15 protein-coding genes are annotated in these 17496 nt (G+C 73.3%); 6 read left to right on the plus strand and 9 right to left on the minus strand.

All coding sequences use genetic code 11. The features are described 5' to 3' along the window. Positions 1 to 123: 123 nt before the first annotated feature. The 4 genes from Q5762_RS00450 to Q5762_RS00465 form a co-directional block, all read right to left on the minus strand. Positions 124 to 942, minus strand: coding sequence for a hypothetical protein (locus Q5762_RS00450; RefSeq protein ID WP_315889843.1), 819 nt, complete (start codon positions 940 to 942; stop codon positions 124 to 126). Positions 943 to 1078: 136 nt separating this feature from the next. Then, a complete protein-coding gene (locus tag Q5762_RS00455; RefSeq protein ID WP_315889844.1) occupies positions 1079 to 1420 on the minus strand; it encodes a hypothetical protein in 342 nt (113 codons plus the stop codon). A 99-nt stretch (positions 1421 to 1519) separates the two neighbouring features. Beyond that, positions 1520 to 3046 (minus strand): carboxylesterase/lipase family protein, encoded by a 1527-nt coding sequence (locus Q5762_RS00460; protein WP_399494100.1) that lies wholly within the window; start codon positions 3044 to 3046, stop codon positions 1520 to 1522. Between the two features lie 81 nt (positions 3047 to 3127). Next, positions 3128 to 5785, minus strand: coding sequence for a SpoIIE family protein phosphatase (locus Q5762_RS00465; protein ID WP_315889845.1), 2658 nt, complete (start codon positions 5783 to 5785; stop codon positions 3128 to 3130). 176 nt (positions 5786 to 5961) lie between these two features. Between Q5762_RS00465 and Q5762_RS00470 the strand changes: the two genes are divergently transcribed. Then, the gene (locus Q5762_RS00470) at positions 5962 to 7326 is read left to right on the plus strand and encodes an FAD-dependent oxidoreductase (protein WP_315889846.1); all 1365 of its coding nucleotides are present in this window, start codon (positions 5962 to 5964) and stop codon (positions 7324 to 7326) included. Positions 7327 to 7353: 27 nt separating this feature from the next. On the opposite strand, the gene Q5762_RS00475 is transcribed toward Q5762_RS00470, so the two are convergent. After that, the gene (locus Q5762_RS00475; RefSeq protein WP_315889847.1) at positions 7354 to 8442 is read right to left on the minus strand and encodes a magnesium and cobalt transport protein CorA; all 1089 of its coding nucleotides are present in this window, start codon (positions 8440 to 8442) and stop codon (positions 7354 to 7356) included. Positions 8443 to 8623: 181 nt separating this feature from the next. Between Q5762_RS00475 and Q5762_RS00480 the strand changes: the two genes are divergently transcribed. Together Q5762_RS00480 and Q5762_RS00485 are read left to right on the plus strand one after the other, a co-directional pair. Beyond that, positions 8624 to 9967, plus strand: a complete 1344-nt coding sequence (locus tag Q5762_RS00480) for a serine hydrolase domain-containing protein (protein WP_315889848.1) — start codon at positions 8624 to 8626, stop codon at positions 9965 to 9967. A gap of 112 nt (positions 9968 to 10079) precedes the next feature. Beyond that, positions 10080 to 10673 (plus strand): hypothetical protein, encoded by a 594-nt coding sequence (locus Q5762_RS00485; RefSeq protein WP_315889849.1) that lies wholly within the window; start codon positions 10080 to 10082, stop codon positions 10671 to 10673. A gap of 85 nt (positions 10674 to 10758) precedes the next feature. Here the strand turns inward: Q5762_RS00485 and Q5762_RS00490 are convergent, their stop codons facing one another. Both Q5762_RS00490 and Q5762_RS00495 read right to left on the minus strand, forming a co-directional pair. Then, complete coding sequence (locus Q5762_RS00490) at positions 10759 to 11733, minus strand: tellurite resistance/C4-dicarboxylate transporter family protein (protein ID WP_399494103.1); 975 nt, start codon at positions 11731 to 11733, stop codon at positions 10759 to 10761. Between the two features lie 50 nt (positions 11734 to 11783). After that, positions 11784 to 12710 carry a PfkB family carbohydrate kinase gene (locus tag Q5762_RS00495; protein WP_315889851.1) on the minus strand — a complete coding sequence of 309 codons (927 nt, stop codon included), beginning with the start codon at positions 12708 to 12710 and terminating at the stop codon, positions 11784 to 11786. A 201-nt stretch (positions 12711 to 12911) separates the two neighbouring features. On the opposite strand from Q5762_RS00495, the gene Q5762_RS00500 reads away from it, so the two are divergent. After that, positions 12912 to 13568: a hypothetical protein gene (locus Q5762_RS00500; RefSeq protein WP_315889852.1), complete on the plus strand. Its 657-nt coding sequence runs from the start codon at positions 12912 to 12914 to the stop codon at positions 13566 to 13568. A 23-nt stretch (positions 13569 to 13591) separates the two neighbouring features. On the opposite strand, the gene Q5762_RS00505 is transcribed toward Q5762_RS00500, so the two are convergent. Then, on the minus strand, positions 13592 to 14362 hold the full coding sequence (locus Q5762_RS00505; RefSeq protein ID WP_315889853.1) for a class II aldolase/adducin family protein: 771 nt from the start codon (positions 14360 to 14362) through the stop codon (positions 13592 to 13594). Then, positions 14359 to 15366 (minus strand): C-terminal binding protein, encoded by a 1008-nt coding sequence (locus tag Q5762_RS00510; RefSeq protein ID WP_315889854.1) that lies wholly within the window; start codon positions 15364 to 15366, stop codon positions 14359 to 14361. Before Q5762_RS00510 ends, Q5762_RS00505 begins: the two co-directional genes overlap by 4 nt. 217 nt (positions 15367 to 15583) lie before the next feature. Between Q5762_RS00510 and Q5762_RS00515 the strand changes: the two genes are divergently transcribed. Together Q5762_RS00515 and Q5762_RS00520 are read left to right on the plus strand one after the other, a co-directional pair. Further along, positions 15584 to 16483, plus strand: coding sequence for an Lrp/AsnC family transcriptional regulator (locus Q5762_RS00515; RefSeq protein ID WP_315889855.1), 900 nt, complete (start codon positions 15584 to 15586; stop codon positions 16481 to 16483). A gap of 79 nt (positions 16484 to 16562) precedes the next feature. Further along, the gene (locus Q5762_RS00520) at positions 16563 to 17489 is read left to right on the plus strand and encodes a universal stress protein (protein ID WP_315889856.1); all 927 of its coding nucleotides are present in this window, start codon (positions 16563 to 16565) and stop codon (positions 17487 to 17489) included. The last annotated feature ends 7 nt before the right edge of the window (positions 17490 to 17496 follow it).

Genomic DNA, 17496 nt, shown 5'->3' on the forward strand with positions numbered 1-17496 from the left:
TGGTCTCCGTATCGGGTGTCGTCGTTCTCGATGACCACGACGATGCCCGGGCGCGCCGACAGCGTGCCGACCCGGCGCTGACAGCGCCTGACCGGCCGCGGCGGGCGCTGTCAGCGAGCCTGATCACCGCCCGATCTCGGCCGCAGGGCCCATGACGATCACCGGTTCCCTGGCCGGGTCAAGGGCGCGCAGGAACTCGCGCATGACGTCGGCGGTGAGGGAGACGCACGCCTGCGTGGGGCCGCCATGGTCGACGTGCACCCAGACCCCGCCGCCCCGCTCCAGGCCGAGCGGCCGCTCCTTGTTCAGGGGGGTCGTGCCGGGGACGCGGTTGTAGTCGATGGCGACGACGTAGTCGAACGAGCCCTCCAGCGGTTCGCCGAGGAAGCCGACGCCCGGGGAGACGAACTCCTCGTCCTGGTCGTACGGCAGCTTCGCCCCGGGGTCGGGCAGCCGTCCGCCCGCGTCGCCGAGCCGGAACACCCCGGTCGGGGTGCGCAGATCGCCGGCCCGGTGGTCGTCCGTCCAGCCGCGCAGGGCGTTGTGCGCGGGCCAGGGCCCGGCCGTACGGTTCCACTTCCCCGCGCCGTCGCGCTCGTAGAGCGAGGCCGTGGCCACGTTGGAGTCCTGGGTACGGCCGGTCACGACGAACACCTGGCTCGTACCGTCCGGGATCCGCGTCCGCGTCACGGGGCCGACGCCGGGCGGGACGGAGGCCGGGACGGTGCCAGGGGACGCCGGATCGCCCGCCGAGGCGGGTGGGACGGAGGAGGCGGACGAGGCTTCGGGGCCGGCGTTCTTGGCGGCAGCCGCCCGGGCGCCGGGTGGAGCCTTCGGCTCGGGTTGCTCGTGCGACAGCTTCACGTAGCCGATGAGCGCGAGGGTCGCGCACAGCGCGGCGGTCAGCACGCGCGGCCCGGGACGGACGTTCCTGACAGGCATGGGGCAGCATCCTCCGACACTGGCGGACGGCAATGCCGCGATACGTACCCGGTCCGCGACCCCGCCTGTCGGGTGAGCCGCGCACTCACCCGACCGGGGCAGAAGGCGGACCGCCGCACGCCCTGCTGACGGCTGCTCAGCCGACGGCGGACGTCTCGTCGAGCTCCCAGGCGTGGCGCTTGAAGTCGCGTACGAAGTCGGGGTGGTCCTCCCAGTTGCGGGCGACACCACGCAGGACGTCCCAGTTGTGTTCGAGGGCCTGGTCGATGATGTTGCGGAGTGCCGGGTCGGCCGCCGCCCGCTGCTCGGCGAGGCCCTTGACGGCGGCTGCGGCCTTGACGGTGCCGAGGAGGGCGCGCAGGGCGCGGGAGGTGTCGTCCATCCCGAATCCGTGGTCGCTGCCGTTCTCGGGGTCGAACAGCGGCCGGAGGCGGTCCTCGATGAACGCGGTGATCCGCTCGAAGTGCCGGACGTCCATGGGTTCTCCGTCTCCAGCCGCTCCCCTCCCGGGGCGCGGCCTGTCGCCTGTTGCGCTGCCGCGCAGCGTTCTGTGTACGCCCTGATTATCCCGTGCGGGTCACGGGAGCGACGGCGGGGCCATGCGTACGTCGTGCCAGAGCGCGTGCGTAGTGCTCGGGCCCTCGGTGCGGTCCTTGGGGACGTCCCAGACGTGGACGGTGGGCGCGGCGGGGTCGGTGACCGGGGCCCAGCCCGGGTCGCCGGTGGCGGCGAAGGCGGCCCACGCGTCGACCATCCGGCGGGACAGGGCGTGGTCGTCGGCGTCGACGGGGCCGCCGGTCAGGAACTCGACACCCGTCGCGTCCAGCGTGCCGAGGGCGAAGGGCACGTCGGCCGCGTGCCAGGCACGCACCGGGCTGCCGCCGTCGGGGCCGGTACGGCGCCGGTCGAAGCGGGAAACGAAGGTACGACCGCCGCCGACGCGGGCGTGGGCGGCGGCGCGGGTCCGGGCATGGGCTTCGGCGAACCGGGCGGTGGGGACGGCGAAGACCGCGTCGCTCGCGAGGGCGAGGTAGACGTCGAGGACCGGGGCGTCGGGCATGAGGGCCCGGTAGGCGGCGACGAGGCTCGTGGGAAGGCCGTAGTCGGCGGCGAACCGGTCGAGGCCGACGTCCGTGGTGACCGACGGCATGCTGCCCACCCGGTGCATGAGCCAGTACTCCTCGGTGGTGTGACAGACCAGGAGGTCGACGTGGGCCGCCGGCGCGTCGAGCGGGTCGCGGGTGAGCAGGGCGCCGTCCAGGACCGGGCCGTAGAGGACGGTGTCGTAGTGGAGCGGCCCGGCCGCCGGATCACCGGCGTACCGTGCCACCACCCGGTCCGAGGCGTCGACGAGGGCCTGCGGCGTCGCGGAGAGCAGGCCCTGGGCGGTCGGGGCGATCCCCGCCGCCTCCGCCACCTCACGGGTCATGCGCTCGGCGAACTCCGGCCGGAAGAACGCGTCGGGGACGCTGTGCGCGATGGCGCGCCGGAAGAGGCCGTCGGCCCGTGCGCTGCTCATCAGAGAGGCGATCGAGCCGCCGCCCGCGGACTGTCCCGCCACCGTGACGTTCTCCGGGTCGCCGCCGAAGGCCGCGATGTTGGCGCGCACCCACTCCAGCGCGGCGATCTGGTCGAGCAGTCCCCGGTTGTCGGGGAAGCCCGGCACATGGCCGAAGCCCTCGAAACCGAGACGGTAGTTGCAGGTCACGACGACCGTGCCGGCCCGGGCCAGGGCGGACCCGTCGTAGTCGGGCTGGGCGGAGGAGCCGAAGGTGTAGGCGCCGCCGTGGATCCAGAGGATCACCGGCAGTGGAGCGGAACTCTCCGTCGGGGACCAGACGTTGAGCGTGAGTACGCCCTCGTGGTCGGGGTGCCAGACCGGGGAGCCCGGCAGCTCCGCCGACTGCGGTGCGACCGGTCCGTAGCGCGTGCAGTCCCGCACCTCGTCCCAGGGTTCGGCGGGCCGCGGGGCCCGGAAGCGCCCGGCGCCGAACGGCGGTGCGGCGTACGGAATGCCGAGCGTGATCCGCAGCCCGTCGGTGACCGTGCCGCGCACCGGTCCGCTGTCCGTCACGACGGTGTGGTGGTCGGCGCCCGCACGCACAGGTGGATCTCCTTCTCGGTGCCGTCGGACCCTCCGCGCGGCAGCACACCCTCGCACGGGCGGCACAGGCCGGACAATCGATTAAGGATCTTGACTGGGGACGCTGCCGGAGGACGGATCGAAGGCCTGGTCCGGGGAAGCGTCCAAGGCCGGGTCCGGGAAAGCGTCCAGGGCCGGGTCCGGGGCCGGGCCTTCGCTGTCCAGCGGCTGTTCGGCCCAGATCACCTTGCCCTCGGCCGTGTAGCGGGTCCCCCAGCGCCGGGTGAACTGGGAGATGAGGAAGAGCCCCCGGCCGCCCTCGTCGGTGGTACGCGCGTGGCGGAGGTGCGGCGAGGTGCTGGAGGCGTCGAAGACCTCGCAGATCAGGGTGCGTTCGAGGATGAGGCGCAGCCGGATGGGTCCGGAGGCGTGCCGGATGGCGTTGGTGACGAGCTCGCTGACCACGAGTTCGGTGGTGAAGGCGAGCTCGTCCAGGCCCCACGCGGCCAGTTGGCGGGCGGCCATCACCCGGGCGCGGGCGACGACGGCCGGGTCGGCGGGCAGGTCCCAGACGGCGACCCGTCCGGCCGCTAGACCGCGGGTCCTGACGAGGAGGAGGGCCGCGTCGTCGGTGTACGGCCTGCTGGGCGCCAGCTCCTCGACGACGCTGCGGCTGAGTTCGTCGAGCGGCAGGTCCCGGGACTCCAGGACCCGGCGCAGGCCTTCCTTGCCCGCCCCCGGCGCGGCGATCAGTCCGTCCGTGTAGAAGGCGAGGACGCTGCCCTCCGCGAGGGACAGCTCGACGGATTCGAAGGGGAGCCCGCCGAGGCCGAGGGCCGACCCGGGCGGGAGTTCCGGGAAGGTGACGGTGCCGTCGGGGGCGCGGACCGCGGGCGCGAGGTGGCCGGCGCTCGCCAGGTCGCAGCGCAGACTGACCGGGTCGTAGACCGCGTACAGACAACTGGCCCCGACGCCCGCGGGGTTCGCCGCGCCGGCGAGGTCCGTCGCGGTCCCCTCGCGGGTCACCTGGACGACGAGGTCGTCGAGGTGGGCGAGGAGCTCCTCGGGATTGAGGTCGAGGTCGGCGAGGGTCCGTACGGCGGTACGGAGCTGGCCCATGGTGGCGGCGGCCTCGATCCCGTGGCCGAGGACCTCGCCGACGACCAGGGCGACCCTGGCGCCCGACAGCGGGATGACGTCGAACCAGTCACCGCCGAGGCCGGACAGTTCGTCGGCGGGGCGGTAGAAGGAGGCCGCGTCGACGGCCTCCTGGGCCGGGACGCCGTGCGGCAGGAGGCTGCGCTGGAGCACGAGCGCGGCGGCGCGCTCGCGGGTGTAGCGGCGGGCGTTGTCGAGGCAGACGGCGGCGCGGGCGACGAGTTCCTCGGCGAGCCGTAGATCGTCCTCGTCGAACTCCTCGTCCCGCCGTGCGCGCAGGAACGTGGCCACCCCGAGGGTGACGCCTCGGGCGAGGATCGGCACGACGATCGCCGTATGCGGTTCGAGAGCGCCGGCCGCCGGCGCTTCGGGTGTCTCGGACGGGCCAGGGGCGTCTGACGGGCCCGCCGCCTCCGCCAGGTCGGCGGGCTCCGGCGGGTTCACGCCCTCCTGGCCCTCCTCGGGCTCCGCCACGGGCATCGGGATCGGGAGGGACGCCTGCCGGGTCGCGGCGTCCAGCCGGGCGGCGCGCCAGGAGCGGCCGTGGGCCAGGGAGGCGATCTGCGGCGAGGACGGCAGGTACGCGCACGGCTCGCCCGGCTGTGCGAGCACCTCGACCCCGCTCCCGCGGACCGTCTGCACGCCGGCCCGCACCAGCCGTACGGCGGTGGCGGCGGCCGTCGGCCCGGGGGACGGCTCCGCGCCTCGGAGGACCGTGTCCAGGAGGTCGACGGCGACGAAGTCGGCCAGTCCTGCGACCGCCACGTCGGCGAGGTCCTGGGCGGTGCCCAGGACGTCCAGGCTGCGGCCGATGCGCTCGCTGGCCCGGGCCATGAGCGCGAGGCGGAGCCGGGCCCGGTAGCGGTCGGTGATGTCGACGACCCCGTAACAGACGCCGAGGGCGCGGCCGTTGTCGTCGTCGAGCCGGACGAACGACATGGCGTGGGCGTGGTCCCGGCCGGGGTAGGCACGGGTGCGGCCCACGTGCTCGTACGCGACGACGGGTTCGCCGGTGGCGAGCACCTGGCGCATCTTCGACTCCACGACCTCGGCGTTCATGCCGGGCTGGATCTCCGCGAGCCGCTTGCCGCGCCGCTGTTCGACCGTGCCGCCGCCGAAGTGCTCCAGCGCGGTGTTCGACCACACGCACCGCAGCTCGGTGTCGACGAAGCAGAGCCCGATCGGCATCTGGGTGACCATACGTTCGAGGAGCGCGGGACCCATGGTCCACTGCCGCGACGGGGCCGCGCCGACGGCGACGACGAGCCAGCGGGCGGGGCCCGCCTCGCCGGGCAGGGGAAGCACGGTGACGTCGACGGCGATCGTACGGCCGTCCCGGTGGCGGGCGAGCAGGACGCCGGACCAGCCGCCGTCGCGCGCCGAGACCGTGAGGATGCCGGGCAGCCGGCCGGTCTCGTCGCCGGCGAGGAGGGAGTCGACACGCCGGCCGCTCAGTTCCGCCGCGGGGTAGCCGAGCAGCCGCTCGGCCGCGTAGGGGCGTCCGACGACCGTCCCGCCCTCGTCGAAGAGGAGAACGACGGAGTCTGCGACGCCGAACACCGCCTCGTGCGCGGTGGTCTCTGTGTCCTCGGGTCTCCCCACGGCCGTCGGCTCCGTTCTCACACCCCCACCCTGCCTGTCCCTTCTATCACACTATGCCCGGAGAGTTACCGTTACGGTTCGCTTTGCCGTCACCCGCTCGGCGGACAGTCCGGGTTCCCGAGCGGCCCGAGAGGTTAGTCAGGTCTCAACGACCGACGAACCGGGAGGCGGGCTCCGTGACTCGACCGAAGATTCTCGTTGTGGGCGCCGGCTTCGCCGGGATCGCCTGTGTACGACGGCTCGAGCGACGCCTGGCCACGCGCGAGGCACAGGTCTCGCTGCTGTCACCCTTCTCGTACCAGCTCTATCTGCCGCTGCTCCCCCAGGTCGCGGCCGGCGTGCTGACCCCGCAGTCGGTCGCCCTGTCGCTGCGGCGCAGCAGGCGGCACCGCACGCGGATCATCCCCGGCGGCGCGGTCGGCGTGGACACGAAGGCGAAGGTCTGTGTCGTACGGACGATCACGGGTGAACTCGTCGGCGAACCGTACGACCATCTGGTGCTCGCGCCCGGCAGTGTGACCCGCACCTTCGACATCCCGGGGCTGAGCGAGCACGCGCGGGGCATGAAGACGCTCGCCGAGGCGGTCTACATCCGCGACCACGTGATCGCCCAGCTCGATCTGGCGGACGCGGGCCAGGACGAGGCGGAGCGCGCGGCGCGGCTGCGCTTCGTGGTGGTCGGCGGCGGATACGCGGGCACCGAGACGGCCGCCTGTCTGCAGCGGCTGACCCACAACGCGGTCCAGCGCTATCCGCGCCTCGACCCGGCGCTGATCAAGTGGCATCTGGTGGACCTGGCGCCCAAGCTCATGCCCGAGCTGGGCGACAAGCTGGGCGCCGCCGCGCTGGACATCCTGCGGCGGCGCGGGATCGAGGTCTCGCTCGGCGTGTCGGTCTCCTCCGTGGACGACGAGGCGGTGACGCTCACCGATGGTCGGGTGCTGCCGAGCCGCACGCTCATCTGGACGGCGGGCGTCGCCGCCAGCCCGCTGATCGGCACGCTGGAGGCGGAGACGAACCGGGGCCGGCTCGTGGTCGGGCCCGACATGGTGGTCCCCGGTCTGGACGGTGTGCACGCCCTCGGCGACGCCGCCGCCGTACCGGACCTGGCCAAGAACGAGGAGGGGGCGATCTGCCCGCCGACGGCGCAGCACGCGATGCGCCAGGGCAAGCAGGTCGCCGACAACCTCGTCGCGACCCTGCGCGGCGAGCCGACCTACCCGTACCACCACCGGGATCTCGGCCTGGTGGTGGACCTGGGCGGGCGGGACGCCGTCTCGAAGCCGCTCGGGATCGAGCTGCACGGCACGCCCGCGCAGGCGGTGGCGCGGGCGTACCACTGGGCGGCGCTGCGGACGAATGTCGCCAAGACCCGGGTGATGACGAACTGGCTGCTCAACGCCGTGGCCGGGGACGACTTCGTCCGTACGGGATTCCTGTCGTCCCGGTCGGGGACGCTCAAGGACTTCGAGTACACGGACGCGTACCTCACGCCCGATCAGGTACGGGAGCACACCGCGGCCTTGCGCGCCCGGATCTGAGCACCGCGGCCCGGACCGGCGGGGTCCTCAGAGCCAGCCGTTGCGGCGGAAGCTGCGGTGGAGGAGGAGGCAGGCCACGGCCATCACGCCGACGACGAGCGGGTAGCCGTAGGTCCAGCCCAGCTCGGGCATGTGCTCGAAGTTCATGCCGTAGACGCCGCAGACCATCGTGGGCACGGCGATGATCGCCGCCCAGGCCGTGATCTTGCGCATGTCCTCGTTCTGGGCGACGGTCACCTGCGCCAGATGGGCCTGGAGGATCGAGTCGAGGAGCGCGTCGAAGGACGTGATCTGTTCCGCGATCCGGGAGAGGTGGTCGGCGACGTCGCGGAAGTACGGCTGGATCTCCGGCGTGACCAGCGGCAGCGGCTGCGCGGCCAGGGCCTGCAGCGGGCGGTCGAGCGGGGCCACCGCCCGCTTGAGTTCGAGGAGTTCCCGCTTGAGCTGGTAGACGCGGCCGGCGTCGCCGCGGGAGACCTGCTCGCTGAAGACGGCCGTCTCGACGGCGTCTATGTCGTTCTGGACCGCGTCTGCGACGGCGAGGTAGTCGTCGACGACACGGTCGGCGATGGCGTGCAGAACGGCCGCCGGCCCCTTGGCGAGTTGTTCGGCGTCCGCCTCCAGCGCCTCGCGCAGCGGGCCGAGCGAACCGTGCCGCCCGTGCCGGACGGTGATGACGAAGTCCGGTCCGGTGAAGACCATGAGCTCACCGGTGTCGACGACCTCGCTGGTGGCGGTGAGCTCCTCGTGCTCCACATACCGGCAGGTCTTGAAGACGGCGAAGAGCGTGTCGTCGTACCGCTCCAGCTTCGGCCGCTGGTGGGCGTGGACGGCGTCCTCGACGGCCAGCGGATGGAGCCCGAACAGCTCGGCGAGCCCGGCGAACTCCTCGACGGACGGCTCGTGCAGCCCGATCCAGACGAACCCGTCACCGGACTTGCGGACCCGGCGCACCGCCTCGTCCGCCGGGCATGCCCCGCGCTGCCGCGCCCCGTCCTCGTACACCACGCAGTTGACCACCGAGCTGCCCAGCGGTGAGCGGGCGGGGTGGCTCAGATCGACGGTCCGGCGGTAGGCACGGCGGACCGTGCGCTTCAGATTGCGGATTATCGGCACGTGGGGCTCCTTGGAACGATCAGCGGCCAGTGTGCCACCGACCGCTTATCCACCATGGACGGGACTCCTGACAAATGTCACGGGTTCCGATGAGCAAGATCCTCCTGAGGGCGGAGGGCGTGCGGGGAGACGGCGACCAGGATGGAACGACCGTCACCATCGAGGGAAGCAGGAACCATCCATGACTTCGTCCCGCAGGGCTCCCCGTTCGGTCGTCGCCGCGGCGACCCTGGTCGCGCTCTCCGCCACGGCGTTACCGGCACAGGCCGCCGTCGCCGGGGAACCCGGCTCCCGCACGGCCGTGTCCGCCATGGCGGCCCACGACGCCCGCCACGGTCTCGACCGCGCGGCGCTGCGCGGCTCGCTCGACGCCTTCCACAAGGCGGGGATGTACGGGGCCTATTCGGCGGTCCGCAACGGTCCGGCGCGGTGGCAGGGGGCCACCGGCATCGCCGATGTCGACAGCGGCCGCCCGACCCGGCCCGACTTCGAGCACCGGGTCGGCAGCATCACGAAGACGTTCACGGCCGTCGCCGTCCTCCAGCAGGCGGGCGCCGGGCGCATCGACCTCGACGCTCCCGTCGGCCGCTACATCCCCGACGTCGTGCCCGGCGAGCAGGGCCGGCAGGTGACCGTACGGATGCTGCTCAACCACACCAGTGGCATAGCCGACTACGTCCTGCCCGCCTTCCCCGGCATCCTCGAGAACCCCGGCAAGGCCCTCGACGAGAACCGGCTGCGCCGCATCGCTCCGGAGGAACTCGCCCGGCTCGGCCTCGCCGCCCCGCCCGTCGCGGAGCGCGGGACGCACTCGTACTCCAACACCAACTACATCCTGGCCGGGCTGATCCTGGAGCGCGTGACCGGCCAGCAGGCCGAGGCGTACATCACCCGGAACGTCATCCGCAAGGCCGGGCTGCGCCACACGTACTTCCCCAGCTCGCCGTCCATCAAGGGGCCGCACGCGAGGATGTACGAGTCGTTCTTCGGCCTGATCGACCCGCCGCGCGACTACAGCGTCGCCGACATGTCGTGGGCGGGCACGGCCGGCGCGCTCGTCTCGACGACGAGCGACCTCAACGACTTCTACCGCCAGCTGCTCAGCGGCCGGCTGCTCGGTGCGGCGCAGCTGCGCGAGATGAAGACCACCGTCCCCGCGTACGAGACCGAGCCGGGCGAGGAACCGCTGATGCGCTACGGCCTGGGCATCTACACCCTGAAGATGCCCAACGGCGGCTGGTACTGGGGTCACGACGGCGCGGTCTTCGGCGCCGGTACCTGGGCGCTGTCCAGCGAGGACGGCCGTCGCCAGGTCGCCATCGGCTACAACCTGATGAAGTACCAGCGCTTCGACGAGCAGGGCAAACCGCTGCCGGATCCCATCACGGAAGCGCTCTACGCCCATGTCGACGGCGCCCTCGCCGGCCGGCCCACCGCCCCGCTCGGTGTCGCGCCGCAGCGGACGCGGCCGCTGCCCACCCTGCCGATCGGCCCGGACGCACTCCACCAGGCGTCCCTCCGATAGGCGTCCCGCCGGTAGGTGCCGCCCCTGGACGGCACGCTCGCTCCGTGAGCTCGGACCGGCCATGCCCCCCTCCTTTCACACGAGCCGGGGCCATGCGCCATCATCTGCGGTCATGAGAGCTCTTGTGGGTGTCGAACTGCCGGGATTCCGGGCCGTGGAACCCGATGTGTGGGTCAGTGACGCGGGCGACGTGCTGTCGCTGCACTTCTTCGGGCTACGCCCGGATCTGCCCGCGTCGCTGGACGACGGCCCGTCGCTGCGGGCCGGGCTGACCCGGCTCACCGCGGACGCCGGCGGCGGGCTGATCGAGGCCTCCGTGAAGACGCTGGGCGAGCTGCCCGCGCTGCGCCAGATACTCAAGCTGCCGCTGCCCGGGCAGCCCAACGGGCAGGTCTTCATCGGCAGCTTCACCGTGCCGCGGGCGGAGTGCAGCACCGTGGTGAAGATCCAGGCGCCCGAGCGCGGGATGACGGGCATGCGCGAGGCGATGGTGATGGCCCAGGTGGGTCCGGACGCCTTCTTCCGGGCGCATCCCTACGCCCCGGAGGTCCAGGGCGGACTGCCGTTCCACGCCGCGGACCACACGCGCTACGACACCGACTTCCCCGACCACCCCCTCACCCGGGTCAGGAACACCCTCGCGGCGCTCGCCGAGGGCGTGCGGGTGACCCCGGAGTTCGCGACGCTGGCGCCGTTCGCGGGCTGACGGAGAGCGGGGGGCGTCAGCTTGCCGGATTGCGGGCGTCGTCGACTTCACCAAGATGATCGCGCCCGCCACGCACCCGTCGCAGTCATCGAAAGTCGCTTCCCGACGCGACGAACGGCTTGCCTGACGTCACGGAGCCGACGGTCCCCACGAGAGTGACGAGACACGCCGCCGCGGCGACCCAGAGAAGGACCCGTCCGAGGCCGTCGAGCCAGCCGACGGCGGCCGCCGTCGAGGTGGAAAGGCAGGCGACCGCCGTCATCCCCATCGGGAAGACGGTGGCCCAGCGTCGTACGTCGTAGCCCGGGCGGGGCCGCAGCAGCTCGGCGCCGAGCAGGACGGCGTACCAGCCGAGATCGGCGGCCAGCACGATCAACGTGGTCGTCCGCAGGGCGGTGTGGCCGGCCGAACCCGCCCAGACGCCGGTGGCGAGGAGCTTGGAGCCGGCAAGCGCGGAGATGGCGAGGGCGCCGCCGGCGATCCACTGGTCGCCGGCGCCCCGGGTGACCTGCCGGAGGTCGAACCGGAACAGGGCCACCGGATAGAGCAGCAGCCCGAGGACGAAGAAGGCCGCTCCCGTCCGGGCGAGCCAGTCGCCCGCCGACGGGGCGAGGGCGGCCGCCAGGACCACCAGGCCCTGGGTGGCGACACAGATCAGGAAGACGCCGCCGGGCATCCGGCGCCGCAGGTGGGTCAGCACCGCCGCGAGCAGCACCGCCCACAGCACCGCCCCGAGGGCAAGGAGCACGGCGGCCGGGTCGGTCCACCCGAGGAGCACCACGCGGGCACCGAGCACGGTGGTGGCGGCCACGGCGGTCAGCGCGGGCGGGGTGTCGGCCTCGGCCACCCAACGGCGGCGGCTGCACAGCAGCCGGGTGGCGAATTCGCACGCGAGCAGCGCCCACAGGGCGCCCGCGAGGCCGAGCAGTACGCGGGACACCGTTTCGGCGCCCGTCAGATGGAAGCCGACCGAGAGGATGCCGGTGGCCAAGACCGCGGAGCCCGCCGCGGGCGGCAACTCGGCCCACCAGCGGGCAGCGCGCTCGTTCATGCCCCCCATCGCAACGGCTGCCCGCCCGAGCCGCCACTCGGACGGGCGCCGTCGGCCGGTCAGGCGTCTGCCGGTCGGACCTCCGCCGCCGCCAGCAGGGTCTCGGAGGTGATCAGTGCCGTGGAGCCCGGCGCCGTGCAGGCGTGCGCTCCGGAGACGGCTCCCAGGCGGGCACAGGTCAGGACATCGTGCCCGGCGAGGCTGCCGTAGAGGAAACCGCTGACGAACGCGTCGCCGGCGCCGTTGGTGTCCACGACCGGGGCGTACGGGGCGACCGCCGCGACGTGGTGCGGCGTGGAGCTCCCGTCCCGGGTGAGGACGTAGGAGCCGTCCGCGCCCGCCGTGGCCACGACCGTCCGGGCGCGGCCCTCGCGCAGGATCTCCCGCATCAGCGCCGTCGTGCCGTCGCCCGCGCCCTCCGCGCTGAGGAAGACGAGGTCGGAGCGGAGGGCGAACTCCCGGTGGTGGTCCGCCAGTCCGTCCCAGTCGTGGAGATCGGTGGAGACGGTGACGCCGAGCTCCTCGATGTCGTCGTAGAGGAAACGCGCGAAGTTCATGATCGAGACGTGGACGTGGCGCGCGCGGCGCAGCCGGGGCAGGTAGTGCTCCCGGGGCATACGCAGGTCGGCCGGGTCACGGCCGTCGTAGAAGGACATCCGGCGTCCGGTCGCGTCCACGAGGTTCACCGCGCGCCGGGTGCCGGCGGGCGAGATCACCGGGTGGAACTCGACGTCCCCCTCGGCCATCCGGCGCCGTACCAGTGTGCCGATCCAGTCGTCGCCCACGCAGTCGAGCAGGGCCACCCGCAGGCCGAGGGCCCGGGTGCCGAGGGCCACGTTCCCGCCGGTGTGCCCGGGCCACTCCTCGATCGGTCCGACGTGGACCGAGTCGGCGAGGGGGACGGGCAGGGCGTCGACGCGGATGACCGTGTCCACTCCGCTGCCGCCGACCACCACGACGTCGTACCGGTCGTTCTGTTGACTCACTGCTGCCGCCTCTCGGGTCCCGCCGCGCCCAGTATGCGCTGCCGGGGCGCCGCGCCCGGGGGAGGGGCCGGGGCGCGGGGCCTGACAACGGGTCCGGTGCGGGGGCCGGGCAACGGGCCCTGGGCAAGGGCTCGTCAGGGGCTCGTATACGGGTCGTCAAGGGGGCCGGTGAGGCCCGTCGGCGGGCCTAGCGTGCCTGTCATGGACCCTTCTGAGCACTCGTCGGCTGTCGACGGTCAGGCCCCGGTCGCGCCCCGCGCGCACGGCACGTCCGCAGCGTCCGCCCCGCTCGAAGTTCACGACCCGCACGAGGTTCTCGACGTTCACGACGTTCTCGACCCGCACGAGGTTCTCGACGTTCTCGAAGTTCACGACGAGGAATGGGCCGGTGAGGCCCGCGCCGCGGCCGGATGCGCGGCCCTCCTCCTCGCCCTCTCCCTGACGATCGACGCCGGCACCGGCGCGCTGGCCACGGCCCGCGCCGTGCTCTGGATCGGCCTCGCCGCCCTGCTGTTCGTCATACTCCTGCCCGCGCGCGTGTCGGCCGCCCCCGGCCGGCTCACCGTCCGCGGCCTGTGGGCCCGGCACACCGTCCGCACCGACCGGCTGTGCTCCGTGCGCTGGTCGAACGGTGTCGCCCAGCGCCTGGTCCTGCGCGACACCGAGGACGGCCGGGCCGAGATCGACCCGCGCGTGCTCGTGGCCAACCCGGCGCTCTGGCACCTCCTGGCGACGGACGCCCGCGGCTCGTCGGCCCGGGGCACGCTGCTCTGCGGCGCGACCGCACTGGACCAACTCTCCCGGCGTATCGACCGGGAGACCGCGGAGACCGTCTTCAAGGTCTCCGGGCTGCGGTAGCGGCGAGCGGCCGGGCCGGGGAGTCAGTCCTGGTACTCCGGGCAGGTCCGGTCCAGGAGGCGGAGCATCGCCGCCCAGGCCAGGTCGTACGCGCCGTCGTCCTCGAAGTCGGACGTCGCCTCGCCGGTGAGCTGGCGGGCGGTGTACTCGCAGACCTCCGCCGGCGGGACGGTCAGCGGGACACCGCTCGCCTGGGCGGCGAGCTGGATCTCGCAGGCCCGCTCCAGGTAGTACATGCGCAGGAACGCCTGGGCCGCGCTCTCGCCCACCGTCAGCAGGCCGTGGTTGCGCAGGACGAGCGCGGGGTGCGGGCCGATGTCGGCGACCAGGCGGCGCTGTTCGTCGAGGTTGAGGGCGACGCCCTCGTAGTCGTGGTAGCCGACGCGGTCGTAGAACTCCATCGACATCTGGTTCAGCGGGAGCAGCCCGCCCTCCTGCGCGGCGACGGCGCAGCCTGCCTTGGTGTGGGTGTGCAGGACGCAGTGCGCGTCGGGGCGGGCGGCGTGGATCGCGCTGTGGATGACGAACCCCGCCGGGTTCACGGGGTGCGGGGTCGGTTCGACGGGGTTGCCGTCGAGGTCGATCTTCACCAGGTCGGAGGCCGTGATCTCCTCGAAGAGCAGCCCGTAGGGGTTGATGAGGAAGTGGTGCTCGGGGCCGGGCAGCCGCAGCGAGATGTGGGTGAAGATCAGGTCGGTCATCCGGAAGTGGGCCACCAGCCGGTAGACGGCGGCGAGTTCCCGGCGCAGTCGAAGCTCCTCCGCGGTCCGGCTCTGCGTGACGGCAGTGGTCATCGGGCGGCTCCTTCGAGAGGCACGGGGGTGCGGGTGGGGTCGACGACGGGGGTGAGCGGGCGGCCCGTACGGTGCCAGACGATGACGTTCTCGGCCGGTCCGCACACGTACGCGCGGCGCGAGGTGTCCGACAGGAAGGCGCTGTGCGGGGAGAGCTGGACACGGGGGTGGCGCCGCAGCGGGTCGTCCGCCGGGGGTGGTTCGACGGGGAGCACGTCGAGCGCCGCGCCCGCCAGCCGGCCCACGTCCAGGGCGCTCACCAGCGCGTCGGGATCGACCAGTTCGCCGCGCGCCACGTTGACCAGGAAACCGCCGGGACGCAGCCGGCCGAGCAGGGTCGCGTCGACCAGGCCGCGGGTGGCCGGGGTGAGCGGGACGTGCAGGGAGAGGACGTCGCTCGCGGCCGCCAGTTCAGCCAGGTCGTCGTAACGAGCGATGCCGGCCGGCCAGTGGGCGGGGTCGGCGTGCGGGTCGTGGGCCGCGACGTGGCCGAAGACCGGGGCCGCGAGCGTCGCGAAGGCGCGGGCGATCCGGCCGAGTCCGACCAGGCCGAGGGTCAACTCGCTCGCCCGGCGGGGCAGTCGGGCCTGGGCGGTGAACTCCGCGTTCCAGCCGCCGGAGCGGACGACGGCGTCGGCCTGCGGGAGCCGGCGGACCATGGACAGCGTGGCGGCCAGGGCGTGGACGGCGACGTCCTCGGTCGCGGCGTCGGGGAGGTTCGCCACCCACAGGCCGCGGCGACGTGCCTCGGCCGTGTCGACCATGTCGTACCCCGCGGACATGGTGGCGAGGATCCGGAGCCCGGGGAGCCGGTCGAGGAGCGCGGCGTCGATCCGCGCGTAGCCGACGATCAGGGCGACGGCGTCCCGGGCGGCCTCGGCGAGGGCGTCGGGGTCCCGTGTCCCGGCGACGCGTACCGCGAATCCCGCCTCGGTGAGCAGCCGGGCGCCCGGCTCGGGGTCCAGGTCGTCGGTGTCGGTGAATACGGCGACGGGCTGCTGCACCCGACCCCCTTCCGGTCGCACGGCTCCAAACGGCCGATCCGTCGGTTGATGACGTCATGAACTTACGTTTCATCCGTACAGGCTGTCCAGTGGCGCACGCCTCGCTCGCCGGTGACCCACGTCACGAACGGGCCCGCCGCACCGGGCGGTGGTCGAGAATGGCCTCGGACCCGGGCTCGGCAGCCGCTCGGGCCGCCGAAATCGAGGAGATCACCGGGTGGACCTGGACCCCATCGACCTGGCCGTCGTGCGCGCGCTGCAGTCCGACGGGCGCCTGGCGTACGAGACGCTGGCCCAGCACGTCGGCCTGTCCCGGCCCGCGACCCGGGCCCGCGTCCAGCGGCTACTGGAATCGGGCGCGGTCCGGGTCGTCGCCGTCGTCCACCCGGCAGTCCGTGGACTGACCGCCACGGCGCACCTCTCGATCGACGTCGACGGCGCGGCGGAGCCGGTCGCGCGGGCCGTCGCGGAGCTGCCCGAGGCCCCTTTCGTCAGCCTCACGGCCGGGCGGCACGCCATCATGACCGAGCTGCGCACCGAGGGGTTCGAGGCCCTGGAGCGGGCCATCGAGCGCGTGCGCTCGGTGCCGGGCGTGGCGCTGGTCGACCCGCTGATCGGCACCCGTCACCTCAAGGACCCGTACCTGCTGGCCGACGAGCCGGCCGCCCCGGACCTGGACGACATCGACCTGCGGATCCTCGACGCCCTCGAACTGGACGGCCGGCTCCCCTTCGCCGAGCTGGCCGAGCGGGTCGGGCTCTCCCCCGGCGCCACGCGCGCCCGGACCCTCCGCCTCCTCGACGGAGGGGTGGTGAGGGTGCTCGCGCTGGTCCGCCCGGAGGTGCTGGGGCTGGGCCACGCGTGCGGATTCGCGGTACGGGTGGAGGGTGGCCGGGAGCCCGTGGCACGGGAGTTGGCCGCGCGCGACGAGGTCACGTTCCTGTCGGCCTGCCTCGGACGCGCGGAGCTGGTCGGCACGATCACGGCGGACTCGCTGGGCTCGGTCCGGGCGGCCCTCGACGCGATGCGTGCCCTGCCGGGCGTGCGTACGGTCGAGAGCTGGATCCACCTGGAACTGGTCAAGGAGCGCTACGACCTCGGCGCGCCGAGCGTGTAGACCCGCTCGGCCGGACCGCTCGACGCGCCGAGCGCGCAGACCCGGGCGGGGCGTCCGAAATAGGGGTAATCATTCCTCTATGGATGAAAAGCCGGTTGTGGTCGGTGTGGACGGGTCGGAGCACAGCGAGCGGGCTCTGGCGTGGGCGCTGGCCGCCGCGCAACAGCTCGGCGTTCCCCTGGTCGTCGCCCATGTCCGCTCCGAGGCGCTCCAGCTGGGAGAAGCGCGGATCTCCTCGCTCGGCGAGAGCCCGAACATCCCCGACACCGTCCTCAACGGCGTCGCCGCCTGGATCGAGGGGCAGGACACGCCCCGGGTGCCGGTGCGGTACGAGTCGCTCGACGGCACGGTGCCCGACGCGCTCCTCGACTCGGCCCGGACCGCGCGCCTTCTGGTGACCGGCTCCCGTGGGCGCGGCGGCTTCGCGAGTCTGCTGCTCGGCTCCGTCAGCCGGTCCCTCGCCTCGTCCGCGCCGTGCCCGGTCGTCGTGGTGCCGCACGAGGCGCGGACCGTGACTCCGGAGGACGGCGCGGAGGCGGGCAGGGTTCTCGTGGGACTCCACCCGGAGGAGACCGCCGACGAGGTCCTCGACTTCGCCTTCCATGCCGCCGAGCAGCGGGGCGTGACCCTGGAGGTGGTGACGGCCTACCGGCTGCCGCCGTCGCCGGTGATGCTGGTCGGGCCGCCCGCCCCTGCCCTGCAGGTGCCGCCGGCGCTCCCGCTGGACGGCGACACCCCCGAGCTCGTACGGGACACCGTCCGCCTCCAGGACGAGCGGCTACGGCCCTTCACCGAGCGGTACCCGGACGTCACGGTGGCCCCCACCGTCGTACCGGCGGACGCGGCGGGCCGACTCGTCGAGGGCTCCCGCAGTGCGGACCTGGTGGTGGTGGGCCGCCACCGCAGACACCGGGTCACGTCGCTCCTGATCGGTTCGGTCGCCCACGCCGTCCTGCACCACGCCCACTGCCCGGTCGCGGTGGTTCCCCCGGCCGCCGCCTCCTGAGCCACTC

This window comes from Streptomyces sp. P9(2023) (genome assembly GCF_032436795.1).
In the GTDB taxonomy this organism is placed as follows: domain Bacteria; phylum Actinomycetota; class Actinomycetes; order Streptomycetales; family Streptomycetaceae; genus Streptomyces.